17 protein-coding genes are annotated in these 25,112 nt (G+C 64.3%); 1 reads left to right on the plus strand and 16 read right to left on the minus strand.

Annotated features, from left to right (window positions below; genetic code table 11):
• Window positions 1–23 precede the first annotated feature (23 nt).
• The 16 genes from ASPHE3_RS19545 to ASPHE3_RS19615 all read right to left on the minus strand — a co-directional run bounded on the left by ASPHE3_RS19545 (window position 24) and on the right by ASPHE3_RS19615 (window position 24,402).
• Window positions 24–5,540, minus strand: a complete 5,517-nt coding sequence (locus ASPHE3_RS19545) for a DUF4082 domain-containing protein (protein ID WP_013602919.1) — start codon at window positions 5,538–5,540, stop codon at window positions 24–26.
• Between the two features lie 300 nt (window positions 5,541–5,840).
• The gene (locus tag ASPHE3_RS19550; protein WP_013602920.1) at window positions 5,841–7,142 is read right to left on the minus strand and encodes a M18 family aminopeptidase; all 1,302 of its coding nucleotides are present in this window, start codon (window positions 7,140–7,142) and stop codon (window positions 5,841–5,843) included.
• 33 nt (window positions 7,143–7,175) lie between these two features.
• Entirely contained in the window at window positions 7,176–7,868 is a 693-nt protein-coding gene (locus tag ASPHE3_RS19555; protein ID WP_013602921.1) for a response regulator, read from the minus strand.
• Entirely contained in the window at window positions 7,861–9,231 is a 1,371-nt protein-coding gene (locus ASPHE3_RS19560; protein WP_013602922.1) for a sensor histidine kinase, read from the minus strand. Before ASPHE3_RS19560 ends, ASPHE3_RS19555 begins: the two co-directional genes overlap by 8 nt.
• A 23-nt stretch (window positions 9,232–9,254) precedes the next feature.
• Complete coding sequence (locus ASPHE3_RS19565; protein WP_013602923.1) at window positions 9,255–10,106, minus strand: ABC transporter permease; 852 nt, start codon at window positions 10,104–10,106, stop codon at window positions 9,255–9,257.
• Window positions 10,103–11,050 (minus strand): ABC transporter ATP-binding protein, encoded by a 948-nt coding sequence (locus ASPHE3_RS19570; RefSeq protein ID WP_013602924.1) that lies wholly within the window; start codon window positions 11,048–11,050, stop codon window positions 10,103–10,105. Before ASPHE3_RS19570 ends, ASPHE3_RS19565 begins: the two co-directional genes overlap by 4 nt.
• Before the next feature lie 157 nt (window positions 11,051–11,207).
• Window positions 11,208–12,704, minus strand: coding sequence for a bifunctional phosphatase PAP2/diacylglycerol kinase family protein (locus ASPHE3_RS19575; protein WP_013602925.1), 1,497 nt, complete (start codon window positions 12,702–12,704; stop codon window positions 11,208–11,210).
• Window positions 12,705–12,735: 31 nt separating this feature from the next.
• Window positions 12,736–13,947: an MFS transporter gene (locus ASPHE3_RS19580; protein ID WP_013602926.1), complete on the minus strand. Its 1,212-nt coding sequence runs from the start codon at window positions 13,945–13,947 to the stop codon at window positions 12,736–12,738.
• Window positions 13,944–14,717: a DeoR/GlpR family DNA-binding transcription regulator gene (locus ASPHE3_RS19585; RefSeq protein ID WP_041653414.1), complete on the minus strand. Its 774-nt coding sequence runs from the start codon at window positions 14,715–14,717 to the stop codon at window positions 13,944–13,946. Before ASPHE3_RS19585 ends, ASPHE3_RS19580 begins: the two co-directional genes overlap by 4 nt.
• Before the next feature lie 42 nt (window positions 14,718–14,759).
• Window positions 14,760–16,442: an ABC-F family ATP-binding cassette domain-containing protein gene (locus ASPHE3_RS19590; RefSeq protein WP_013602928.1), complete on the minus strand. Its 1,683-nt coding sequence runs from the start codon at window positions 16,440–16,442 to the stop codon at window positions 14,760–14,762.
• A gap of 35 nt (window positions 16,443–16,477) precedes the next feature.
• A complete protein-coding gene (locus ASPHE3_RS19595) occupies window positions 16,478–18,466 on the minus strand; it encodes a penicillin-binding transpeptidase domain-containing protein (RefSeq protein WP_013602929.1) in 1,989 nt (662 codons plus the stop codon).
• 67 nt (window positions 18,467–18,533) lie between these two features.
• Window positions 18,534–19,982, minus strand: a complete 1,449-nt coding sequence (locus tag ASPHE3_RS19600; protein WP_013602930.1) for a phytoene desaturase family protein — start codon at window positions 19,980–19,982, stop codon at window positions 18,534–18,536.
• Window positions 19,975–21,435, minus strand: coding sequence for a glycosyltransferase family 87 protein (locus ASPHE3_RS19605; RefSeq protein WP_013602931.1), 1,461 nt, complete (start codon window positions 21,433–21,435; stop codon window positions 19,975–19,977). Before ASPHE3_RS19605 ends, ASPHE3_RS19600 begins: the two co-directional genes overlap by 8 nt.
• Before the next feature lie 121 nt (window positions 21,436–21,556).
• Window positions 21,557–21,697, minus strand: coding sequence for a hypothetical protein (locus ASPHE3_RS22345; protein WP_167536968.1), 141 nt, complete (start codon window positions 21,695–21,697; stop codon window positions 21,557–21,559).
• Window positions 21,698–22,315: 618 nt separating this feature from the next.
• The gene (locus ASPHE3_RS19610; protein WP_013602932.1) at window positions 22,316–22,900 is read right to left on the minus strand and encodes a histidine phosphatase family protein; all 585 of its coding nucleotides are present in this window, start codon (window positions 22,898–22,900) and stop codon (window positions 22,316–22,318) included.
• Window positions 22,897–24,402: a CCA tRNA nucleotidyltransferase gene (locus tag ASPHE3_RS19615; protein ID WP_013602933.1), complete on the minus strand. Its 1,506-nt coding sequence runs from the start codon at window positions 24,400–24,402 to the stop codon at window positions 22,897–22,899. The genes ASPHE3_RS19610 and ASPHE3_RS19615 overlap by 4 nt, the downstream gene beginning before the upstream one ends.
• A gap of 207 nt (window positions 24,403–24,609) precedes the next feature.
• Here ASPHE3_RS19615 and ASPHE3_RS19620 point away from each other — a divergent pair, with 207 nt between their 5' ends.
• Window positions 24,610–25,110: an NUDIX hydrolase gene (locus ASPHE3_RS19620; protein WP_013602934.1), complete on the plus strand. Its 501-nt coding sequence runs from the start codon at window positions 24,610–24,612 to the stop codon at window positions 25,108–25,110.
• Window positions 25,111–25,112: the final 2 nt, after the last annotated feature.

A 25,112-nucleotide genomic window follows, 5' to 3' on the forward strand; every position in this document is an offset into this window, starting at 1 on the left:
TGCTCAAGGTCCCTTGTCCATGGCTACGAACGGGTGAAAACGACGTCGACCCAGTAGTTAGTGTTTTTGAAGCTTTCCGTTGGGAAGGCCGAACTGCCGTAGCGATAGACGCCGTTTGCTCCGTCGACCCCACTGGCCAGCCCGTGCAACGGTGGGTTGTCCGCCGATGCACCGCTGAAGTAGTCCTTAGTCGAGGAATAAAAGCCCAGAGGTGCGTGGTAGGAAACCACGTAGGTGGTGTTTGCAGTGATCGCAACAGGTGTAGCAAACAGCGCCTGCTGCCAGCCGGAGCCGGTCTCGCCGGTGAAGGTAACGGACGCGAGCAAGGCTCCAGTTGAGGACCATAAATGTCCGGTATGCGTACCCGTGTTGGAACTTCCCTTGAAGAACCGGACTCCCGTTACGGTCCCGGCAACATCGGAACGGAACTTCATGCCCACTTCCACGGCTTTCCTGTCATTCGAGTTGGGCACGGCTGGAACGGCGGCGGGACTAAAAACGCTGCAGGGACAGGCTGCAGGCGCAGCCTTGGTCTTGAACGCCCAGGAGTAAGGCGCAGTCATTGCCGTACCGGCGGAATTCGTCGCACCGCTGACGGTGGCCGTGAAAACGGTGCCGAAGGCCAGCGCCGCTGCCGGCGAGAATGTGGCTGTGTTCGTAGCCGAATCGTAGGCGGTTGACCCGGGTACGGCAGTTCCGGCGGCATCGGTCAGACTGAAGACCACCGAAGACCCCGTCACCGGTTGTTCGAAGGTTGCCGTCGGCCGCACGCGCTCAGATACGTCCATTGCGTTGTTTGCTGGTGAAACGGCAGCCACCGCCGGCGCTGCTCCTGATGCGCTGGCGTTGAAGACGACATCCACCCAGTAGTTCGTGCTGTTGAAGCTGTCTGTGGGAAACGCCGTCGCATCATAACGGTAGACGCCATTTGGTCCGTCGGTTCCATTCGAGAGGCCATGCAGGGGTGCCCGGTCAACGGAGGAAGCGAAGTATCCACTGCTCGATGAATAGAATCCGTTGGGTGCGAAGTATGAAACCACGTAGGTGGTGTTGGCAGCAATCGGAACGGGTGATGAGAAGAGCGCCTGCTGCCATCCGCTTGCCGTTTCTCCTGCGAACGTCACCGATGCCAGGAGTGTTCCTGTCGATGACCAGAGGTGTCCGGTATGCGTCCCCGTGTTCTGTTCACCTTTGTAGAACCGTACGCCGGCAACGGTGCCGGCAGTATCAGAGCGGAACTTCATCCCGAGTTCCACGGCATTGTTATCCGCGGTTGAGATCGTGGCCGGTACGGCATCCGGACTGAACACTGTGCATGGACAGGAGGCGGGCGCTGACGCCGTCGAAAAAGTCCAGGAGTAGGGTGCGCTCATGCTTTGCCCGCTGGAATTCGTCGCCCCACTGACTGTCGCGGTGTAGGTGGTGCTGTAGCTGAGTGCGGCGCCTGGCGTGAACGTGGCGGTGGCTGTTGCCGCGTCGTAAGCCACGGTCCCGGAAATTGCCGCGCCGGCAGCGTCCTTCAACGTGAAGACAATGGAGGACGCGCTCACGCCCTGGTTGAACGTCGCAGCCGGTGCCACCGCAACAGCCACATTCGTAGCGTTGTTTGCCGGGTTGGCAGAAGATACGGCCGGCAGTATGGCGGCCGCGGTAGTGGTGAAGGACCAGGCGTAGGGCGCACCCATGGTTTGACCGGTGGCGTTGGTGGCACCACTGACTGTTGCCGTGTACGCAGTGCTGTAGGAGAGCGAGGTGGAAGGCGTCAAGGTCATCGTGTTTGTGGCGGCGTCGTAGGACGTGGATCCGGTTATGCTCGCGCCGGCTGGGTCCTTCAGGGTGAACACGACCGAGGATGCCGTCACCGGTTGGTCGAAGGTGGCCGTCGGATTCACCTGCACTGCAACACCCGTGGCACCGCTGGCAGGTGTAACTTTCGTTACAGATGGGGCCGTCCCACTTGCCGTCGTGCTGAACACCACGTCGACCCAATAGTTCGTATTGTTGTAACTGTCCGTAGGAAATGCCGAGTTTCCATAACGGTAGACGCCGTTGGACCCGTCGACGCCGCTTGCCAAGCCATGTAGCGGCGCGCGGTCTGCGGAAGTGCCGAAAAATCCGGTGTTCGCCGCGTAGTGGCCGTTCGGTGCGTGATAGGAAACCACGTACGTTGTATTTGCGGTGATATTTACCGGGGCCGAGAAGTTGGCTTGCTGCCAGCCTGTCGCCGTCTCGCCCGTGAACGTGACAGACGCCAGGAGCGTTCCGGTAACGGACCAAAGATGGCCGGTATGTGTGCCCGTGTTGCCGCTGCCCTTGTAGAACCGAACCCCGGTGACAGCCCCCGCCACGTCTGAACGGAACTTCATTCCTAGCTCAACGGCATTGGCATCACCGTCGGCTGGCACAGCAGGGACCGAAGTCGGACTGAACACGGTACACGGGCAGCTCGCGGGCGCGGCAGCAGTAGCGAACGTCCAGGAATACGGCGCCGCCATCGCCAATCCGGAGGCGTTCGTGGCACCGCTGACTGTCGCGGTGTATCCCGTGCTGTAGGCAAGGGCGACGGAGGGACTAAACACGGCGGTGTTTGAGCCCGCGTCATAAGTTACGGAGCCTACGACGGTTGTACCGGCCGCGTCCTTCAGCCCGAAAACCACTGAGGAACCGGAGACCGCCTGATCAAAGGTCGCTGTCGGTTTGGTGCTGACGGCCGCGTCCGATGTACTGCTCATGGGCGACACGGATGACACTGTCGGAGCGGTTGGAGTCGCGGCAGTCGTGAACGTCCACGAGTACGGGGCAGTCATCGTCTGTCCGGAAGCATTGGTGACTCCACTGACGGTGGCAGTGTACGTAACCGCGTACTTCAAGGCATTAGCCGGGGTAAATGTACTGGTATTAGTTGCCGCGTTGTATGCCTGCGTACCGCTTACGACAACCCCGGCAGAATCCTTCAGCGTGAAAACCACCGATGAATCGGTCACCGGCTGGTTGAACGTCGCCGTCGGCTTGACATCGAGAGCGACTCCGGAGGTGTTATTGGGAGGTGACACTGATGAAACCGCCGGGGCCACCGCCTGTGACGGCGTGAATGAAACATCAAGCCAGTAGTACTCTGCGTCAAAAATCTGGTCGGGGAAACTGGATGTGGAGTTGTAGCGGTAGAAGCCGTTCGGCGATCCTGGAGTACTCCTGGTGAAGTGCAATGGAGAACTGTCCGTGCTGTTCGATCCACCGGACGGAGATGGGTTGTTGTAAAAGTAGCCAGGATCTTGGGCATAATGTCCGGCCGGGGCGAAATAGGAAACCACATAGTTGGTTTTCGCAGTAATGGTCAAGGGCGGCGATAAGGTGGCAGTTTGCCAGCCGGAGGCGGTCTCACCGGTGAATGTGGCGGTCGCCAACCTTTGCCCCGACTCGCTCCATACGTTGCCGATGTGGGTGCCGGTGTTCTTGGCGGACTTGTAGAACCGCACTGCACTGACGGTTCCTGGGACGTCGGAGTAAAACTTCGCGCCAAGCTCAATCGACCCCGGATCCCCAGCGTCCGCGCTTACTGGGGTGACATTTGCTCCCACGAGCGAGCAGGGGCAGGAAACACTCACAGCATTCCCTGAGGAAACCGGTCCTATGTTGCCGCTGTCATCCACGGCCCGGGATCGCAGCACTGAAGTGGGGCTACCGTGCGCATTCCACGTATAGGTCCAGTTTGTAGTCCCATTAGCGCGGCGCCAAGTTGTTCCTCCGTCCGTGGAGACTTCCACTCCAGCCACAGCGCCGCCGACGTCAGCGGCGGTCCCTGAAACCGTGACGATGGTGCCGTCGGCAACTGTCGACCCTGCGGCCGGTGAAACCACTTGGGACGTCGGGGCCGTGACGTCGTTTGACGCCAGTGCTGCAGAGAGGCCTGAAACCAGAGTTGCAGGCTGAGTCCGCATGTCAGCGAACAGATTTACGGTGGCCTGTTGCATGTTGCGGTCCACAGGCTTACCAGTGGTGTACCCGTCGAGGCCCCAGGACCATTGGACCGTTCCTGATCCGAAGACCAGGGCACCGCTGCCCGCCTTGTACAACGTCATATTGTGAGTCGCGGGCTGACCGGGCAGAACGGTAGAGCCGTAGTCGGTAAAAATTTCAGCGGAAGTACTATTCGTATGAGACAGCCGGAAGGCACCCGGTGGACGGAAGCCGTTGTCCGCGTCAATGTCCCACTCGTAGCCCAGCGTCCCCAATCCGTCTCCGAGGGTCACCACGGAACCGTCAGCCATACCTGGGATGGAGGTACCCCGCCAGAACCGAAGTTGTTTGAATGCTGAGGGGACATCGATGTCCGCCGTCCCGGAATTGACCAAAAAGTACTGCCCGGTCAGGGAGTTCTCTGGTTTCCCTCCGCCGGTGGCCGTGCCATACCGAGGATCGCGCCAAGTGCCCGTCCAGGAAACCGGATCAGTAGGGCCGTTGAAGTGGGTGTCCTTGTAGGAGACCAGGGTCCGTCCGGCGGTGCTGGTCCCGTCGGCACTCGGTTCCCAGCGGGTTTTCCAGAACATCTCATTGCCGCTAAAGAACGCAAGATGCACGCCGGCATCGCGCGCCGCCTCCACGTTGGACCGCTGCTCAGCGGACCAATACTCGTCGTGGCCCACTGACAAAAATGCCTTGTGGTTCAGCAGTAGCGGCGCCTTGGTGGCCACATCCAAACCGCTCATATAGCTCACGTCGTAGCCGTTGGCCTCCAGGAAACGGATCATGGGATATTCGGCGTACATCAGCCAACTGCGGCCCTGGTCATCCAACGCCGAGTTGAACGGCCTGTTGTAGGACACCTTGTATGCGGCTTTGTAGGCAAGCGGGTTACCGGCCGGGCAAGCAACCGTGCACTGGTAGAGGCTGTTGCCGCCATAAGTGTTATAGGCCTGCCATGTAGTGTCGGACGTCTGGAACAGCATGTCGGATTTGGCAGCGTCATCACGCACCACGAACGGAATTACGCTTGCTCCGCTGTTGTCCGTCCGGACCAGGCGGGCAAGGTACACGCCGGAAACCGCGGCAGCCGGAACCGGCCAGGACGCGGACACACCCCAGTTGCCGCAGTCGATCAGGCCGGTGGCGGAAAAAGTGGCGCAGTTGGGCTGGTTTTGCGGCAACGGAACGGAGGGAAGGATGTTTGCGGCAACCTTGCGCGCCCCGAGCCCCTGGTAGTAGCCCAAGCGGTAAATATCGATCCGGTAGGCAGAGGCAGTGGTCTTGACCTTGAAGGTGACAGTTTGGCCCACGTTCACGCTCATTGACGTGGCATATCCCTGGATGGTGCTGTCTCCCGCACCGGTCACGCGCCATTCGCTGGCCGGGCTCCCCGGCTGGGTATTCTCGCAGGCCACCTTGCTGACCACGGGCGCATCACAGGGCCCGGCGGCCCGGGCCGGCGGCAGCCACGAGGGGTCCACTGCCATCGAAAACATGGAGGCCAGAAGGGCGAGAACCAGTGCAGGTACCCAGCGTCGGACGATCCAGCGGGGGAGGATTCCAGGTGCAGACGTCATCTTTTGGCTCCATGGTCGCGGCGCAACCAGGCAGCAGCCGGGTGGGGTCTGCACTCCCCGCTCGGCCGGAGACCGGGATAGCCCGGCACCTCGCCTGTTGCGTCAGTCAGTAGTCACGGACATCCTGCCGGTGGCGAGGCCATTGAGCCTCCCCTGGATCGCGGCCCGGAACCATGGGCCGTAAACCCCCACAGGGCTTCCGTGTCTTCAACCGTAAGTCCGGCCAAACAACACGGCTAGGCGAAGGGGAGCTACTCTGCGGGTATCCGCACCAACAATGTGGTGCTCCCCAGCAGGGAACTACACAGCGGTCCGGAAGAACAGTTCCGTCACGGCAGCCAACCGCCATGGGTCCTCCACACCGCACATTTCCCTCGCGGAGTGCATGGAAAGCAGCGGCACGCCCACGTCCACCGTCCGGATACCCAAACGCGTGGCGGTCAATGGCCCGATCGTGGAGCCGCACGGGATCGCGTTGTTGGACACAAACTCCTGGTACGGCACCCCGGCCGCACCACAGAGGCGGCCCCAGAAAGCAGCGCCGGGCGCGTCCGTGGCATAGCGCTGGTTCGCATTGATCTTCAGGAGCGGGCCGCCGTTGAGGACAGGGTGGTTCGCGGGGTCGTGCCGCTCGGCGTAGTTGGGGTGTACGGCGTGGCCGGCGTCGGCGGAGACACAGAACGACGCCGAGAGGGCCTGCCGCCGCTGGCTCACCGTCGCGCCAAGGCCGTCGGATATACGCACCAGCACGTCTTCGAGAATGGGTCCGCAGGCGCCGGACCGGGAGTTCGAGCCGATCTCCTCGTGGTCGAAGGCCGCCAGCACTGCGATCGGTCCCGCGGGAGCGGGGCCGGAGCCGTGCGCTATCAGCGCCGCGAGTCCTGCATGGGTGGACGACAGGTTGTCCAGCCGCCCGGACGCGAAGAACTCCCCGTTCCCCCGGAAAACCGCAGGTGCCTGCGTGTCCGCAATGACGACGTCGTACCCGCCGATCCGCGAAGGGTCCACTGAGGCGCCGGAAACATGGGAAGCCAGCACCGCGAGCAGGTCGAAGTCGGAAGGATTCCCCAGCCCCCAGACGGGGTTCATGTGGCGCTGCTTGTCCAGCACCAGCCCGTCATTCACCGCACGGTCCAGGTGGATGGCCAGCTGCGGGAACCGGAGCATCGGACCGGTCGCGGTCAGGTGTTCTGTCCCGTCCAGCATCACCAGGCGCCCGGCAAGCTGCAGTTCGCGGTCCAGCCACGAGTTCAGCAGCGGCCCGCCATAAACCTCCACCCCCGCCTGCAGCCAGCCGTGCCCTCCGGTCGTCGGCTTGGGCTTGAGCTTGAACGTGGGCGAGTCAGTATGCGCCCCCAGGATGTTGAAACCCGTCGCCGGGCCCGCCCCTTCGGGTACCACCCAGGCAATCAGCGCGCCGTCCCGGATCATGAAGAACGCGCCCGCCCCACCCTCCCACGGCTCCACCTCGTCCAGCCGGACGAATCCTGCTTCGGCAAGCCTTCGCCCCGCCTCCTGCACTGCATGGAAGCTCGACGGCGAGGCGCTGACGAAGTGGCCAAGGTCCTGGATGTGGTCGGCGGCAGAGGTAAGGGTAGGCATGGTTTCGAGTCTAGACGGACCCGCGCCCCGCCCTCAGTAGTCCGGGTTGCTCGGCACCACCAGGCCGGTCTCATAGGCGTAAACCACGGCCTGAACCCGATCACGCAGGTGCAGCTTGGTGAGGATGCGCCGCACATGCGTTTTCACGGTCGCTTCGGACAGGAAGTACCGGTGCGCAATCTCAGCATTGGACAGCCCTTCAGCCATGGCCTCGAGCATCTCCGTTTCCCGGGGCGTCAGGTCCGCCAGCAGCGGGTCGGGGGCCGGCGCCGGGCGAACGGGGAGTTCGGCTCCCCGCACATACGTTTCCAGCAGCCGCTGGGTGACCCTGGGCGCCACCACTGCGTCCCCGCTGGCCACCACGCGGACGGCCTGGATCAACTCCGACGGCGCCACGTCCTTGAGGAGGAATGCCGAGGCACCGGCCTGGAGGCCGGCAAAAGCATACTCATCCACATCGAAAGTGGTGAGGATGATGATCCGGGCACTGGAACCGGCAGCGGCAATCGCGCGCGTCGCCTCTATGCCGTCCAGGACGGGCATCCGGACGTCCATCAGCACCACGTCCGGGTTCAGTTCCCTGGCCAGCCGCACGGCCTCGGCGCCGTCCGAAGCTTCTCCCGCGATGCTCAGGTCTTCTTCACCCTCAAGGATCAGGCGGAAGCCCATTCGCAGCAGGGGCTGGTCATCCACCAGCAGGACGTTAATGGCGGGATTTTCAATCATGGTTGGCCTTGCAGCTTGTTCGGACGGAAGGACGTGGGGGACGGGGCTCAGTGCCCGGCCAGGAGAGCACGGCATAAACGCGCCAGCCCCGGCCGCTGCGGCCTGCTTCCACCGTGCCGGCGTAAATCCTGGCCCGCTCGGCCATACCTGCAAGTCCCTGTCCGGAACCGTAGGAACCGCCGGAACCCGGGTGGAGGGTATCGCGGAGGGCAGTACTTCCGTCCCGGGCGGGATGGGCAGCAACGCCGGCACCGTCGTCGAGCACTTCAATGGTGACGGTGGAACCGGTGCGGACAACGTTGACCTCCACCCTGCCAAGGGCGCGGCCGTAGCGGAGCACATTGGTGAGGGATTCCTGTACGATCCGGTACACCGTGAGCTGGAACGCCGGATCGTCGGGCAGAGCGGGCCCAGTGTGGGAGTAGTGCAGCGGCAGGCCGGCGGCACGGAAGCCGTCCAGCAGCGGAGGCAGGCTGGACCCGGCGGTGATCGGCCGCCTGGGTGCGGCGGCATCGTCACGCAGCACACCCAGGACCCGCCGCATATCGGCCAGGGCAGTCCGTCCCGTTCTGGACAGTTCGCCAAGCACTTCAGCTGCCCGCTCAGGGCTCTTCCGGACCACGACGGCGGCACCATCCGACAGGCTGACCATCACCGTCAGCGAGTGGGCAACGACGTCGTGCATCTCCCGCGCGATCCGGTTGCGTTCATTGACGGAGGCGAGGCTCGCCGTCCGGGCGGCCCAGGCCGCAACTTCCTGTTCATGCTCACGGCGTTGCCGTACCCCGATGCCAATGCCGGTGGCCAGGAGGTTGGACAAGGCAATGGTGGCTCCCGTGGCAATGCTGGTCAACAGGTGGAAGTCGCCCGGGTTCACGCCGGGGTCATGGACGAAGGAATTTTCCATGGGTCCCACGGCCGCCAGAAGGTACAGGAGGGCCACCGGTGCGGTGGCAGCGGCCATGGTGATCAGCGCGAAGCGGCGGGTATGCGCCGCTGCCACGGCGTAAAGCGAGAACCACAATCCGGCTGACACGTTGGAGCCCCAGGGGTGCAGCAGCGTAACCGCCACTTCCACCACGGCAATAAAGGCCACCAGCCCCACGGGGTGGAAGCGCCGCAGGAACATGGATCCGGCCACCAGGGCAAGCAGGGCTGCCGCAATCCAGTTGCCCGAGGCGGTGGCATCCACCACTGTTGGCGCCACCAGCAGACTGTAGCCCGCAGCCACCACGGCGTCCATGAGGAAGGGGTGCTGGTGCAGGTACCTCCTCAGCCATCCCCTGCGCCGTGCCGTGAGCTCGGCAAAGGACGCGTCGGCCTCACCGGCAGGCGCGTCCTTGGTAAATGCCGCTTGGTTCATACTTTGCAGTTCAGGGGTCCGTCCTAGACGTCGCGCTTCTTCAGGACCACCATGGCCGCCACCAGCGGAACCACCACCCAGGCACCAAGCCAGGTGGCCGCCTGCCAGACTTCCAGCGCCCCTTCTGCCGGCGAAGCTGTAACGATGCGTTCGAACAGATTGTCCGGAAGGTACTTCCGCGCCTCTTCGAAGAATTCCCCCGGAATCAGCTGGAAAGCGATGGGAACCACGAAGAACAGGCCCACCAAAGACATGATTCCGCCAGCGGAGTTCCGCAGCAGGGTCCCGAGGGACATTCCGATCGCGGCCACCGCGGCCACGTACACGCCGCTGACAAGGAGCAGGCGCTGTGAGTGTTCGGACCCGAGGTCGATATCGAACCCGTAGTTGTCCAGGATGGGGGTGGCCGCCAGGTAGGCGAGGAGCGATGACACCACGGTCACCACAAAGGCGCACACGGTGACCACCAGCAGTTTGGCGATGAAGGCTGGAATCCGCTTGGGGACCGCCGTGAAAGTGGACCGGGCCATGCCCGTGGTGAATTCGGAGCTCATCAAAAGGACTGCCAGGGATCCAATGATGAGCTGGGCAAAGGCGATGCCCGACGTCGGAACTCCCGCCGTCAGGTCTGCGCCCTGGGCGGCAAAGGCGGCAGCCGCCTGGGGGTCGCTTTTGGAAGCCTCGGAGAACTGTCCCACACCCCAAGCGTTCAGGGCTGCGAAGCCCACCATCACCACCACGGTCGACGCCACCAGGATCAGGGTGGAGAGCAGGGTCCGGAACTTGATGAACTCGGAATTAAGTACCCGCAGGAAGCTCGGACCCGGTCCAACCTCGCTGTGGGTACGGCGGGAGTCGCGGGTTGCCGTGCTCATTGCTGTCCTCCGGTCTGGCCGGGAGCCGTGGCCCCCGTGGTGATGAGGGAGTGGTACTCCACCTCGTCCTTGGTGAGTTCCATGTAGGCCTCCTCCAGGCTGGCCTGGAGGGGCGTGAGTTCATAAACCATGATCCGGTTGTCCAGGGCTGTCCGTGCAATCTCCTTCGGGGGCACACCCGTGACCTCCAGGAGTTCCTGGTCCTGGACTTCCACCGAAACGCCGTCGCTGGCCAGCAGGCGCATGAGCTGCTGTGGCTGGTCCGTGCGGACGCGTGCCCGTGACTGGCCCTTTCCGGTGATGATTTCGCCAATAGGGGCATCCGCGATGATCCTGCCGCGGCCAATCACGATCAGGTGGTCGGCAGTTACGGCCATTTCGCTCATCAGGTGGCTGGACAGGAAAACGGTACGCCCTTCCGAGGCGAGGTACTTCACCAGGTTCCGCACCCAGACCACGCCTTCGGGATCGAGGCCGTTGACCGGCTCATCCAGAATGATGGTCTGCGGATCACCCAGCAGGGCCGCCGCAATGCCAAGCCGTTGGCCCATGCCCAGCGAGAAGCCTTTGACCTTCTTCTTTGCCACCTCACCGAGGCCGGTCATCTCAATCACCTCCCGCACCCGCCTCCGGGGGATGCTGTGGGTGGCGGCCATGGCCAGGAGGTGGTTGTAGGCGGTCCGGCCGGTGTGCACGGCCTTGGCGTCCAGCAGGGAGCCGATCTCGCGGAGCGGTGCAGCGTGCTGGGCAAAGGGAACCCCATTTACGGTAACGGAGCCTGCCGATGGCCGGTCAAGCCCCATGATCATCCTCATGGTGGTCGACTTGCCTGCGCCGTTGGGCCCCAGGAAGCCGGTCACGTGCCCCGCCTGGACGGTAAAGCTGACGCCGTCCACAGCGGTTTTATCGCCGTAGACCTTGGTCAGCCCTCTTGCCTCAATCATGGAAATTTCCTTCGAATGGCAGCTGCGGACTGCAGGATGCATGCCCGGAAGATGTGTAAGCACCACGCTACCCACAGCAGGCGCCGGATGCGCCGGTCTCAGGGATGATTCAGGGGCAGGTCAGGGTAGTCCCCTTGGATGACCGCCGGACGGGTAGCTAGGGATGGGGCGAGTAGTAGGCAAGGGCCTGGGGCCGGATGCTGTACTCCACGCTTTGCACGCCAGCCAGCGCTTCACCGTCAACAGCGAGGGCCATGGGCGAACCCCCGGCGTCGATGCGCACCCGTGTTGCCTCGGACAGGTGGGTGATCCGAGAGGTGGCGACTGTCCCCGTCAGTACCGACCAGAGCAGCCGCAACCTTGCAAAGGACTCGTCGGCCGTGATCATGCGGACGTCCAGCACGCCGTCATCCATGACCGGACGAAGCAGGGGTGCGTGGTCCCGCGGGTAGTAGCGGCCGCGTCCCACATACGCGATCCAGACCTTGTGCGTCCTGCCGTCGACCGTGAGCGTGGTGGGAGTGCCGGCAGCAAAGGTCCGGAACATCGCCACGACGCCGGCCAACGGTTTTCCAAGGGCCGGCTGCAGTTGTTCCCGGCGACGCACGAAATTCGGGTACAGGCCGACGCTCGATGTGTTCAGCATGATCAACTGGGCAGACTCGGGATTACCGGCAAGTCCCCGCTCAACGGTGACGGTCCCCACGTCGGCCAGCGCAGCTTCCCCTCTCGAGGCCGCCGCCACTGCATCCTTCAGGCTTCCCGTTCCGGCGTCGCGGGCAAAGTGGTTCAGTGTGCCGCCGGGCAGGACCAGCAGCGGGAGTGACCTTTCGACGGCGGCCGCTGCTGCCGCTCCCACTGTTCCGTCCCCGCCCCACACGCCCACTGCAACGGTGCCCGGATGATCGGCCGTTTTGCGGATCTCCTGCAACAGGTCCTCGTCCGGGCGGACGGTATTGATATGCGCTTCCGGGAATACTTCTTGGAGCGCGGCCGCGGTCTCCTCCGTGAAGGAGCCGCCAAGCGTGTTGACAACGATGCTGAGCCCCTTGCCGCCGGAAAGCTCGGGTGCAGGAGTCCAGGTTCTGGCCACTTGCGGAAAAGGAGGGCGCACGGGCCACCAGTGCCGGGTGACCAGCGCAGCCCCGGCACCGAGCGCGGAACCGAAGACCACGTCGGACGGCCAGTGGGCCCCGGTATGGACACGGGAATAGGCAACTCCAACGGCGGCCGGTGCCAGCGCTGCACCAAGCATGGGGTGGACCAGGCCCACGCCGGTAGCGAAAGCGATGGCCGATGCAGAATGCCCCGAAGGCATCGAGGAACTTGTGGGCTGGGGGTGGACGAACCGGAAAACCGGCAGATGTTCGGGCAGCGGCCGGGCTCGGGGCAGGAGCGTCTTGAAGACGCCATTCGTCACGGCCGACGCAACCGCCTGGGCTATCAGTCCATGCAGCGCGGCACGGCGGGGCCGGCCGCGAAATGCGGACATGACGGCTGCCGCGCCAATCCACAGCTTTCCATGGTTCGCAGATGCCGAGAGCCGGCGAAAAAAATCATCATGGTTTCCACCTGGCAGGTCTGAGACATGCCGGACCAGGTATCTGTCCAGGCGGCTTATCCAACGATGGCTGCGGCGCCATGTGCTGTGCATTCCCCCACCCTACCGCCACACTAAGGGCGGACTACTTGACTTCCGCCCCCTGTTTCAGCCTTAGCGGCTTGGCTGCTCCGGCCAGCAGGAGGGCCAGGAGAATCGGGGCCAGGATGGCAAGCAATGCCAGGTGGATACCGGTCAGGTCCCCGAGGTACCCGAGCAGGGGAGGGCCGGCAAGGAACGAGATATAACCGAGAGTGGATACAACGGATACCCTTGCCGCCGCATGCTTGGGATCGTCGGCCGCTGCGGACATCCCCATCGGAAATGCCAGCGCTGCCCCTACGCCCCACAGGGCAGCACCAACGGCTGCCAGCCATACGTTTCCGGCCAGGACGAAGAGGCAGAGACCGGCGGCCGCCGCCGCCATGCTTGCGCGCAACACCGCTACCCGCCCGTATTTGTCAATGACCTGGCCTCCGAAGAACCGCATGGCGGTCATGGCCAGGACGAAGAGCGCAAACATCAGGGCCCCCGTGGACTCGGAGGTTCCGAGTCCGTCGACCGAGGCCTTGGCAATCCAGTCGTTGCCGGCGCCCTCCGTCAGGGTGGCTCCGAGCACCACAACGCCGATGAGCAGCGTGCGGCTGTCCCGCCACGCGGAGGGTCCCTTGGCCGGCTTCGCTTCGCCAGCGGGAGTGGCGGTTGAAATATGGGGCAGGAAGTAGCGGGGCGCGATCATGGTGACCACAACGACGATGCCAACGATGACCAGGAGGTGTACCGGCAGGTCCACGCCCAGGTTTGAAAGACCCGCACCGATGAGCGCACCCACGAAGGCGCCGCCACTGAATGCTGCGTGGAACTGCGGCATGATGGTACGCCGCATCTTGTGTTCAACATCGGCCCCTTCAATGTTCTGGGACACGTCCCACAGGCCAATGGCAATGCCGAAGAAGAAGAGGGAGATTGCCGTACCGGGAATCGAAGCGATGGACAGCGACAGGGCGATGCCCACGCCCGCCGCGGCAGCCAGCAGCCCGCCTAGGCGGACGGTATTGGCGGTCCCCAGACGGCCAACCACCAGGCCGGCCGTGGGCAGGGCGAGCAGCGAACCCACGGCAGTGCACAGCAGGAGCGTCCCCATCTGGCCTGAGGTGATCTGAAGTGTTTCGGTCACCGCGGGAATTCGTGCAGCCCAGCTGGCGAAGACCAGGCCGTTGATACCAAAGACCACGAACGTGGCCACCGCTGCCGCCTTCAATCCCGCTTCGGATGGCGTACCGGTATTCAGGCTCATACATTCACTACTTCCACTGAGTATTTATCGAGTTGTGCGCGTTCTTCTGCGCTGAATTCTTTGTCCGTCACCATCACATCCACCCGCTCCAGGCCTGCCACAAGTACCCTTGCCTGTGCGTGCCACTTTGCCGCGGCTGCTGCCAGCACCACCCGTGCACCTGCTTCGAGGCCTGCGCGCTTTACCGCAGCATCCTCCAGGTCATGGGCCAACAGCCCGTCTTTGAAGTCCACAGCGCACGGCGTAACAACAGCAGTGTCAAAACGCAGGGACCTGATGTTGGACTCTGCCAGCGGGCCGCGGAAGCACAGTTCCCCGGGGACCAGGCTTCCGCCGGGCAAAAGGAGCGACGGCCGCACCCCCGCACCGCCCTCCTCCGCGGCTGCAGCGTTGAGTGCCCGCAACGACATGGGCATCACCGTCAGCTCCCTGCCAGCCACCGCACGGGCCACCTCCGTTGCCGTAGTGCCGCTGTCCAGCCAGACGTGTTCGCCGTCCCGGAAAAGTCTTGCAACTGCCGCCGCGATCCGTTTCTTGACGTCCTGGTCCTCCAGCTCGCGCTGGCCGTAACCCGGATTCGCGCCCTGCTTGATCAGGCTCCTGGCTCCGCCGTGGATGCGCCGAAGGACCCCATTGGCGGCCAGGACTTCAAGGTCGCGCCGGATCGTAGCCCCGGACGCATCGCAGACGAGGATGAGCTCGTCGACGCTGACCTCGGAGCGTTTCCGCAGCATCTCCGCAATGGTGCGGTGCCGCTCATCCGTCTTCATGATCAAATGATAGCAGCGCTTGATCATTTGATCAGAAAAACGTCAGCGGGCGCGCTCCACCCGCTTCTCGTCCCAGACAGGCTCGGCGGATTCGTAGACTTTGCCATCGGCTCCGAACACCAGAAAGCGGTCGAAGGTGCGCGCGAACCAGCGGTCGTGCGTCACCGCCAGGACGGTGCCCTCGAAGTGGTCGATGGCGCGTTCCAGCGCCTCGGCGGAGTGGAGGTCCAGGTTGTCCGTGGGCTCATCCAGCAGCAGCAGGGTGGCACCGGACAGCTGCAGCAGCAGGATCTGGAACCGGGCCTGCTGGCCGCCGGAGAGGGATTCATACTTCTGCTCCGACTGCCCGGCCAGCCCGTAACCGTCCAGTGCCCCGGCGGCGGCTTCGCGGCCAAGCCCGGAACGGTGCTCATCCCCGCGGTGCAGGATCTCCAGCAGAGTCTTGCCCAGCAGGTCCGGCCGGACATGGGTCTGGGCAAAAAAGCCGGGCCGGATACGGGCGCCAAGCTTCACCGTGCCTTCGTGCGGCACCTCGGCAATCTCCACATCGGACACGGGCAGGTGCTCCCGCTCGGGATCAGTGCCGCCGGTGGCCAGCAGCCGAAGGAAGTGTGACTTGCCTGAGCCGTTGGATCCCAGGACACCTACGCGGTCGCCGAACCACACCTCCGTGGAGAACGGCTTCATCAGCCCCGTCAGTTCCAGCTGCTCCGCAACGATGGCACGCTTGGCGGTCCGCCCGCCCTTGAGCCGCATCTGCACGTTCTGTTCGATGGGCAGCGCCTCGGGCGGGCCGATCTCCAGGAACTTCGCCAGCCTGGTCTGGGCGGCGTGGTACCGGTTTGCCATGTCGGAGCGGAACGCCGCCTTGTTTTTGTACATGTTGACGAGTTCCTTGAGCTTGACATGCTCCTCGTCCCAGCGTTTGCGGAGTTCTTCGAACCGGGCGTTCCGGTCCGCCCGCGCCTCCACGTAGGAACCAAAGCCGCCGCCGTGGACCCACGCCCCGGCCCCGTTGATGCCGGGCTCCAGTGTGACAATGCGCCCCGCGGCGTTGTTCAGCAGTTCCCGGTCGTGGCTGATGAAAAAGACCGTCTTTTTGGACTCATTCAGCTTGTCCTCCAGCCAGCGCTTGCCGGGCACGTCCAGATAGTTGTCCGGCTCATCCAGCAGCAGCAGCTCGTCCGGTCCGGCAAAGAGCGCTTCAAGCACCAGGCGTTTCTGCTCGCCACCGGAAAGGCTCGACGCCGGGCGGTGCTGCGCGCGGTCGAAGGGGAGTCCCAGCGCGGCCATGCACACCTCGTCCCAGACGGTCTCGACGTCGTAACCGCCCGCGTCTCCCCAGTCCACGATGGCCTGGGCGTAGCGCATCTGGCTTGGCTCGTCGTCGTACTCCACCATGGCAAGCTCGGCGTCGTCCACCTCCCGCGCGGCCGCGGCAAGGGCAGGAGGGGCCGCAGAGACCAGGAGGTCCCGGACCGTGGACCCGTCACGCACCTGGCCCACGAACTGCCGCATGATGCCCATGTTTCCGGAACGCCCAATGACGCCCTCATCCGGCACCAGGTCCCCCGCGATGATCCGGAAAAGCGTGGTCTTGCCTGTGCCGTTCGGGCCGATCAGTGCCGTCTTGGTACCGTCCGGAACCTTGAAGGTCACCCCGTTGAGCAGCTGCGTGCCGTCGGAAAGGAAGTAATCGATACCGGAAACGTCAATATGGGCCACGCATTCCATCTTCCCACGGCACGCCCATCCGAGTTTTAGCCGGCAGCGGTGAGGAACTCCTTCAGCAGCGGCCCCGAGGTGGTGGCACCCAGGCCGCCGTCCTCCACAAAGACGGCGACAGCGAGATCACCGTGCACGGCCACGATCCACGCATGGGTCTTGGGCGGGTTCTCATCGCCGAACTCGGCCGTGCCCGTTTTCGCCCCTACCGGAGCCCCGGGAACGCTGGAAAGGAAGCCCGCGTGGCCTGAGGTCACCACTGCCCTCATCATGTCCGCCAGTGAGGCGGCCTCTGCGGCGGTGATGGGTTCACCGGAAGCAGCGGCGGGTGCCTCCGCCGTCGCCGTGGCGGAAGGCTGTGCGGAGGGCGCAGCGGAACCGCTCGTGGTCCCGGCAGCGGCAGCGCCGCCGTCGGGATTAAGGACCAGCTGGGGTGACACTGGCGCTCCCTTCGCCACGGAACCGGCCATCATGGCGGCGGCCAAAGGCGAGAGCAGCACCTTCCCCTGCCCGATCATGGAGGCAGCGTGCTCCGTTCCCGTTGCCTCACCGGGAACCGAACCCAGGAATGCTTCGGCACCAAGCGACGGTGCTTCCACAGCGATGCCCATGGCAAGGGCCGCGGCCTCGAGCTGCCCCTGTGACACGGTGTCCCGGGCCGCGATGAACGCAGTGTTGCAGGAGTGCGCAAAGGCGTCGCGCAGGCTGACGGAGCCGAGCGAGCCCTCAGGGTAGCCCTCGGCGTTCTTGAAGGTCCGTCCGTCAACCGTGAGCGTGGGCGGGCATTCAACCTTCGAGTCAGGCGTGAGGCCATTGCGGAACATGGCCAGCGAGTCCACCATTTTGAAGATCGAGCCAGGCGCGTACTGGCCCAGCATCGCCGTGTTGTAGCCGTTGCTTCCCGGGCCGGACGCCACAGCAAGGACGGCGCCGCTGGACGGCCGAAGTGCCACAATGGCGGAGGCCGGACCCACGTCCGCCAGGGTAGTCTCCGCCAGGGACTGCAGGTTGGGATCGATGGTTGTCTTCAGCGGCGTCCCGGGCGTGGGCGCCACTTCAAAGAGCACCCGACGCGGGTCGGTTGCCGCGGACTGGATCTGTTCGCGGGTCAGGTCGGCCCGCTGGGCACGGATGACGACGGCGTCCGTCCCCCTGAGCTGCTCGTCATACTGCTGCTGCAGGCCGCCGATGCCGGTCACGTCGCCAGCAGTCAGGGCACCTTCGGAGGCTTCTATCTGCTCGGCTGTCGCCTCGCCGACAGTACCCAGGACAGCGCGGGCAAAGGTTCTGCTCGGCGCGAGGGGAACGGAAGCCGGAATGGCGCGCGCGCCCGGAATTGCCGCGATCTGCTCGTTGGTGATGGTACGCCCTTCTTCCCGCAGCGTGATGGCGGAAACAAAAGCTTCCGCACCGGAGGCCTTGACCTGCTGGGCGTAGCCGGCCGGGTCAACCCCTACGAGGGTGGCGAGTTTGGTGGCGGCGTCCGCAGGATCGGCGTCGCCCAACTGCGGTTTGTCGATTCCCACATTCACCACCGGACGGTACGTGACCAGCGGGACATCCCCGGCACCGAGAATGTCCGCCCGCGGGGGAGACTGGGAGCCCTTGGTGAGGATTTCACTGTCCGCGAGTCCCGGAACCAGTGTGGCCGGATCCCACACTGTCAGCCACTTGTCACCGGACTTCCGGAACTTTGCCTGGACCGTGTACTTCCATTCCGCCTCGCCGAACTTCCAGGTGTAGTCGAGCGGTGCGGATGCGTTGTCCCCCTCCAGCGTCACCTCTCCGGCGTCCACGGCCGGCTTTTGTGGTTCCAGTGCCGCGAAGACGTTCTTGAGCTGGTCATTGGCAACTGCGGCATCCTTGCCGTCGAACGCCACAGGCCCCACGTCCAGGGCAGAAACTGCGGTGGCGAACTGTTGTGCCGCGGCTTCAGCGCCGCTCCTGCCGTCATCGCACGCCACCAGGGAGGTCCCCAGGATGAGCGCAGCTATGGCAACAGAAAGTTGTGATATTTTCCCCATTCGGCCATTATCCCCCGCCCACTTGGTGTTGCCGCGCCATTTACGGCGCCGGCCAGCAAAGGTCAGGTCAGGACGCGGTGACGCCAAGCGGGGGAAGGGCCTGCCCGAATATGTCTTTTAGTGCATATGTTGCCGCATGGTATCCGGGCATGCCGGTCACTCCGGGGCCGGGAGGGGTAGCGGAGGAACAGAGGTAGACGCCCGGCAGGGGAGTCCGCCATGGATGGCGGGACACCACTGGGCGCTGGACGAGGCCGCGCATATCCATCACGCCGACGCTGAAGTCGCCCCCTATGTAGTTCCGGTTGTAATCCTCGAGTTGGGCGGCCGTGACCACATTCGTGTCCAGCACGAGGTCGCGGAATCCGGGGGCAAACCGCTCCAGCTGCGCCGTGATCGCTTCCGTCATGTCCTTGGTTGAACCGGCTGGAACATGGCAGTACGTCCAGAGCGTGTGGCGTCCGGCGGGGGCGCGGCCTGAGTCGAACCGGGATGGCTGGGCCACCAGCACGTAGGGCTGTTCGGGGTGCCGACCGGCGCTGACTTCATTTTCGGAGTGTGCCAGTTCGGCCCGGGTCCCGCCCACATGGACCGTCCCGGCATCCGTCAGTTCTGCGGCAGCCCACGGCACAGGGCCGGAGAGGATGAAGTCCACCTTGCATGAGCCGTTCCCGTAGCGGAAGGACTCCAGGGACTTCCGGTACCGGTCCGGCAGGGAATCTCCGGCCATGTTCAGCAGTCCCCGCGGAGCAACGTCGAGCAGGGTGGCACGCGCGGGCGGGAGATCGGACAAGCGGTTTATCGGAGTGTTGGTGTGGATGACCCCGCCATGCGCCTCGATATCCTTTGCCAGGGCGGCGGCGATTGCGGCGGAACCGCCCAGGGGTATGGGCCACCCTTGGGCGTGCCCCAGTGCACCCAGCATCAGCCCTGCCCCGGACGCTGCCAGGGACGGCAGGTGGGAAATGGCGTGTGCGGCCACCCCACTGAGCAGGGCAGGTGCGAGCTGGTCCTTGAACCGCAGGTTCCACAGACCAGAGCCCTGTTCCACGGTGCGTGCCCCGAAAATTCCGGCTGCCAGGGGATTCCGGGGGATACGGAAGAGCTGGTTCTGCGTGAAGTCCATGACGTCGTCGATGTTCCTCACCAGTGGCTGCATCAGGCGCCGGTACGCTGCACCGTCCCGTCCCAGCCCGGCGGCAGTCCGGTCGAGTGACTTGTAGGCAAGGGCGGAACGTCCGCCGTCCAGCGGCGAACCGTAGGAGAGATCGGGCGAAACGAGGTCCACGCGGCGTGAGAGCTCGAACGCCCTGAAGAACGGTGATGCCAGGGCCATGGGGTGCACTGCAGAGCAGACGTCGTGGAAATGTTCCGGCTGCATCAGTTCCACCGTGCGGGTACCCCCGCCAATGGTCGCCGCAGCCTCGAAGACTTCGACGGAAAGCCCTGCCCGTGCCATCACCACTGCAGCCGCCAGCCCGTTGGGGCCCGCACCCACCACTGTTGCGTCAGGCATTGGATGAGACCTTTCCCGGGACGGTGGAGCCGGCACTGCGCCGCGGATGCAGGCGAAACCTGTCGGGGGCGCCGTTGAAGGGTCCGCCGTGGGGATCGTCCAGGTGGTGCCTCCGGATGGGATCGTAGGTGGGGTCGTAAATATCCCACGTCACCCGCGCCATCAGGTAGGCGACCGCGGCCATGTGGGCCGCCACGGCCAGGACGTAATACGGCATATCCAGGTTGTGCTGGGAGGAGCCTGCGCTGGTCACTTGTCCAAGGTACATCCAGACGGCGGCCCAGTGCAGGCCTTCGACTCCCTGCCAGACCAGGAAGTCCCGCCACCGCGGCCGCGCAAGTGCCAGGAGCGGCACCAGCCAGACAACAAACTGTGGTGAATAGACCTTGTTGGTCAGGATGAAGGCCGCCACGATCAGGAAAGCCAGCTGCGCGAGGCGCGGGCGGCGAGGGGCAGTGAGGGCAACCAGTGCAATGAGGGCACAGGAGACGGCAAAGAAACCCAGGGAGAGCACGTCCACGGCACCGGCGCTGAGCTCCTGTCCGCGCAACCTGTCCAGCAGCAGGTTGTAGGCGAACCAGGGAGAGCCGTAGCCGGCATCCCGGTCTGCTGAAAACTGGAAGAAGTGGAGCCAGCCTGCAGGATTGGCGACGGCGAACGGCAGGTTGGCTGCCAACCATGCGGCAGCGGCCGCTGCCGTCGTCTTCAGCAGCGGCCGGAAGCGGCCGGTCCGCAGGGCAAGCAGGAACATGGCCGCCAGGATCAGCAACGGATACAAGTTTGCTGATACTGCAAGGCCGATGAAGATGCCGGCCGGAACCAGCCGTTCCCGGGCGAAGAAGTACATGCCCACGGCCAGCAGGGCCACGGCCCAGAGATCCCAGTTGATGGTACCGGCCAGGACGATGCCCGGAGCCAGGGCTACCATGGCGGCATCCCACGGGCGCCTGGTGCTCATTCGGGCGGTGGCAAGGACGGCAACCACGGTGACAGCGGCCAGGAGCGCAGCATTGATGTCGAAATAAGCCAGGACCCGGTCATCGGACAGGCCGGTTCCGGGAACCAGCCAGGCCGTCACTCCTGCGATCAGGGCGATCAGTACCGGATATTCAAACTGCCCGCCCAGGATGGGGAAGGTGCCCTCCGCCAGGCCGCGGCTGCGGAAGACTTCCGGGAAGTCCGAATAGCAGGTGGCGTAGAACTGCGTAGGGGAGTCCCAGCCGTTGGCGCGGCAGTAGCCCTTGAGGAGGATTCCGAGCAGGGCAGCCGTAACGGTGAGGATGACAAGGACCCGTTCCACCGTGAAAACGCCGGGGGAGACGACGCCGGGCGCGGCCTTCGCTCCGAGGGGCCCGCCAACGAGTTCCGTGAAGTTCCGCAGCAGGACATCACTGCGGCTCGGCACTACCAGGCGTGACCGGCCGTGGTGCTCCGGCGGCTGGGTCTCCTGCATGGAATCGAGCTTACCGCCGCCGGACAACCAGGAAAGGTGGTGCCAGGGAGCCCGCGAGTCTATGCGCGGGCTCCCTGGCCTGAATCGGGTGCTTCATCGGATCTCCTGTGAACGCCTGCGGTCAGCGCATGCCGCCCATCTGCTGGTGCATCAGTGCGAACACGTCCTCGCGCTGCTTCTCCAGCAGGGGGCGGTTGAAGTGGCGCCGGCTGCTGCCTCCCGCGGTTACACGGAAGAGAAATCGCTGGAGCTTCTTTATCATGTGGGTCACCTCCTTCGGGGACTGGCTGGCCCGCAAACTGGGCGCGGCAATTAAGCCCCTCCACACATCGTGGATTAAGGGCAGATTCAGGCAGGGCAATACCGCATAAAGGGCATAAAGGATTTACGCCCGCTTTAGGCGCACAAATACAGGCAATGAAACCCGGGCAAACCAGCAACAGCCAATTCCGGGAGCAATGCCCTGATTAGGAGGAATTTGCGCAAAGATGCCGGCCGAAAAAGAACCAGCCAGGCGATGGCCTGATTCCGGGGCCGTACCGTCGCTGGCGGCCAGGAGCGAACTCAAGCAGCCATAGCCAAACTACCGGCTAACACCGGCAGGAAGGGCGAAGGCTAGGAGTTTGCGAGCTCCGCAAAGGGGAGCGCAAAAGCATCAGAGGCCGGGCCGGCGGTGACAATCGTCTTCCGTCCGCTAGTCAAAGTAATCATTTTCCCAACCTCCTTTTCCGCTCTGCCGCTGCCATCCGGTAAACCGGACCGGCAACGTGCGCCACGACCCCGGCAGGAACGCTCTGGGGTCAGGAATAAAAATACACCATAAATGAAGTTCGTGGCTACCTTTTCGTTAAAAGTATCTTGCAGAAAGAACAAATACCTTTTAAAGGCCCCAGCGGAGAATAGCGGGAGTCCTCTTGTCCCAACCGAGGGTGCACACTTTTGCGGTGCCCAAAATGAAGTGCCGCCCCTCGGTGGGAGGCAGTTCCAGCCAGCGGGCGGTGAGGATCCTGGAGAAATGTCCGTGGGCCACGATCAGGACATTGTCCATGCCCGACTCCAGGACACGGCCAATGATCTTGTCCGCCCTGGCCGCCACTTCGTCCAGCGTTTCCCCGTTGGGCACGCCATGGGTCCAGATCAGGTAATCCGGGTTGTCCTTCCGGATCAGGTCCGAACTGATGCCTTCATAGTCCCCGTAATTCCACTCCACGGCGAGCGGCTCATGCAGGGCGTCGGGGAAGCCCGCCAGTTCGGCAGTCCGCCGTGCCCTGCGCAGGGGGGAGGTCAGCACCAGGTCGAAGTCCACAGGGTCCAGGACCTTCCGGGCCTCCACCGCCTGCTGCTCGCCTTCCACGGTAAGGGGCAGGTCAGTGAGTCCGGTGTACTGCCCGCTCTTGGACCATTCCGTCTCACCGTGGCGGAGGATCCAGAGCTGGGGCCGGGGGGCAAAGGCAGGGTTGGTCACTTGGACTCCTCGGAAGAAAGGTCGACGCCGGCAGCAGCGGTTCCAGCCCCGGCTTCGGCAGGTGCAGATTCAGGCTGTTCCGCCCACCAGCGGAGCAGCCTCGCCTCCGCTTCCTCAGCGGGCAAAGGACCGTTCTCCATCCGCTCGTTCAGCAGGAACTTGTAGGCGCGGCCCACTACGGGCCCGGGTTTGAGGTCCAGCAGGGCCATGATCCGGGCGCCGTCAAGATCGGGACGTACAGCGTCCAGGGATTCCTGTTCACGCAGCGCGGCGATCCGGGCTTCAAGGTCGTCATAGGCGAAGGCCAGGCGTTCAGCCTTCCGCTGGTTCCGGGTGGTGACGTCCGAGCGGGTGAGCCGGTGCAGCCGTTCCAGCAGCGGGCCGGCGTCGGTCACGTAGCGGCGGACGGCCGAATCGCTCCAGCCGGCCTCCCCGTAGCCGTAGAAGCGCATATGCAGCTCCACCAACCGGGCCACTGCCTTGGTGGTGTCGTTATCGAAGCGCAGCGCCTTCATCCGCTTGGAGGTGAGCTTGGCCCCCACCATGTCGTGATGGCGGAAGCTCACCGCGCCGCCCGGTTCGAAGCGGCGCGTAGCCGGCTTGCCGACGTCGTGCATTAATGCTGCGAAACGCAGCACGAAATCCGGCCCGGGCACCGGACCCTCCGCATCCGTTTCCAACTGCGCCGCCTGTTCCAGCACCTGCAGCGAATGCTGGTACACATCCTTGTGCCGGTGGTGTTCATCCGATTCCAGGCGCAGCGCCGAGACTTCCGGCAGCACGAATTCGGCGAGGCCGGTGTCCACCAGCAGATCCACGCCTGCCCGCGGCTGGGCGCCGCAGATGAGCTTGACCAGTTCGTCCCGCACCCGTTCCGCGGAAATGATGGTGATGCGTTCGGCCATGTCCGTCATCGCTTTATGGACGTCCGGGTGGACGGAGACTCCCAGCTGCGCCGCGAACCGTGCGGCGCGCATCATCCTCAGCGGGTCGTCGGAGAAGGAGAGCTCGGGGGCCCCGGGGGTGGCCAGCACGGAGGCGTGGAGGTCCCGCACGCCGCCGAACGGATCCACCAGTTCCAGGGACGGCAGCTTCAGGGCCATGGCGTTGATGGTGAAGTCCCGCCGGAGCAGGTCATCTGTCAACGACGAACCGAACGCCACCACGGGCTTGCGGGAATCGGGATCGTAGGCCTCTGCGCGGTAGGTGGTGACTTCAATCTGGAAACCTGCCTTGCGCATGCCGATGGTCCCGAACGCGCGGCCGATCTCCCAGTAGTTGTCCGCCCACTTCTTGATCAACGCCACCGTTTGGTCCGGCGTCGCGTCGGTGGTGAAGTCGAGGTCAGGGGAGGTCCTGCCCAGGAACAGGTCCCGCACCGGCCCACCCACCAGCGAGAGTTCGTGGCCGGCGTCCACGAAGCGCTGGCCGAGCTCCAGGACCACCGGGTCCACCTGGAAGTCGACGGTTGGGGAATCTGTCTTGTGATGTGCGTGCGCCATAGTTACTTAAGCTTGTCAGAAACCAGCGCGTCGGCAGGCCAAAATACGGTCAAGATCCGGGGGAAACCCTCCACCCGCGGGAAAGTGCGTCATATGCCGTCCATGTTGGTGTCATGTTCCGGTCATCACGAACGGGCAACAGTCGTTAGAGTGGACTCCATGGCCCATCCAGTACCGAGCGCTCCAGGCAGGAGGACAAACGCACCGTTGCCGTCGGCAATCGGTGCGCACGTTGCGCCTGCCCAGCATGCGGCGCCGGCCTCGCTGCCTACGGTGGAGGAAGTCTCCGCCGGCGGCGTGGTGGTGGACACGTCCGACGCCGAGTTGAGGGTTGCGATCATCGCCCGCCTAAACCGCGGGGGACGTTTGGAGTGGTGCCTTCCCAAGGGCCATCCCGAGGGCAAGGAAAACAACGAGCAGGCAGCGGTCCGGGAAATCGCCGAGGAAACCGGTATCGAAGGGGACATCCTGGCGCCGCTGGGCAGCATCGACTACTGGTTCACCGTGAGCGGCCATCGGGTCCACAAAACCGTCCATCATTACCTCCTCCGGGCTACGGGCGGCGAGCTGACCATCGAGAACGATCCCGACCAGGAAGCCGTGGACGTTGCCTGGGTTCCCATCCAGGAGCTGGCACGTAAGCTTTCCTTCCCCAATGAGCGCCGGATCGCCGATCTGGCCCGCGAGGTCCTGCCAGGGCACCTTTAGGG

The sequence above is a fragment of the Pseudarthrobacter phenanthrenivorans Sphe3 genome (genome assembly GCF_000189535.1).
Classification (GTDB): domain Bacteria; phylum Actinomycetota; class Actinomycetes; order Actinomycetales; family Micrococcaceae; genus Arthrobacter; species Arthrobacter phenanthrenivorans.

Coding starts and splice junctions, on each gene's coding strand:
- ASPHE3_RS19555 (WP_013602921.1), bottom strand. CDS start 7,868: ATGATTGAAAATCCCGCCATTAACGTCCTGCTGGTGGATGACCAGCCC.
- ASPHE3_RS22345 (WP_167536968.1), bottom strand. CDS start 21,697: ATGATAAAGAAGCTCCAGCGATTTCTCTTCCGTGTAACCGCGGGAGGC.
- ASPHE3_RS19605 (WP_013602931.1), bottom strand. CDS start 21,435: ATGCAGGAGACCCAGCCGCCGGAGCACCACGGCCGGTCACGCCTGGTA.
- ASPHE3_RS19585 (WP_041653414.1), bottom strand. CDS start 14,717: ATGAAGACGGATGAGCGGCACCGCACCATTGCGGAGATGCTGCGGAAA.
- ASPHE3_RS19580 (WP_013602926.1), bottom strand. CDS start 13,947: ATGAGCCTGAATACCGGTACGCCATCCGAAGCGGGATTGAAGGCGGCA.
- ASPHE3_RS19545 (WP_013602919.1), bottom strand. CDS start 5,540: ATGACGTCTGCACCTGGAATCCTCCCCCGCTGGATCGTCCGACGCTGG.
- ASPHE3_RS19615 (WP_013602933.1), bottom strand. CDS start 24,402: ATGGCGCACGCACATCACAAGACAGATTCCCCAACCGTCGACTTCCAG.
- ASPHE3_RS19560 (WP_013602922.1), bottom strand. CDS start 9,231: ATGAACCAAGCGGCATTTACCAAGGACGCGCCTGCCGGTGAGGCCGAC.
- ASPHE3_RS19595 (WP_013602929.1), bottom strand. CDS start 18,466: ATGGGGAAAATATCACAACTTTCTGTTGCCATAGCTGCGCTCATCCTG.
- ASPHE3_RS19565 (WP_013602923.1), bottom strand. CDS start 10,106: ATGAGCACGGCAACCCGCGACTCCCGCCGTACCCACAGCGAGGTTGGA.
- ASPHE3_RS19600 (WP_013602930.1), bottom strand. CDS start 19,982: ATGCCTGACGCAACAGTGGTGGGTGCGGGCCCCAACGGGCTGGCGGCT.
- ASPHE3_RS19570 (WP_013602924.1), bottom strand. CDS start 11,050: ATGATTGAGGCAAGAGGGCTGACCAAGGTCTACGGCGATAAAACCGCT.
- ASPHE3_RS19550 (WP_013602920.1), bottom strand. CDS start 7,142: ATGCCTACCCTTACCTCTGCCGCCGACCACATCCAGGACCTTGGCCAC.
- ASPHE3_RS19575 (WP_013602925.1), bottom strand. CDS start 12,704: ATGCACAGCACATGGCGCCGCAGCCATCGTTGGATAAGCCGCCTGGAC.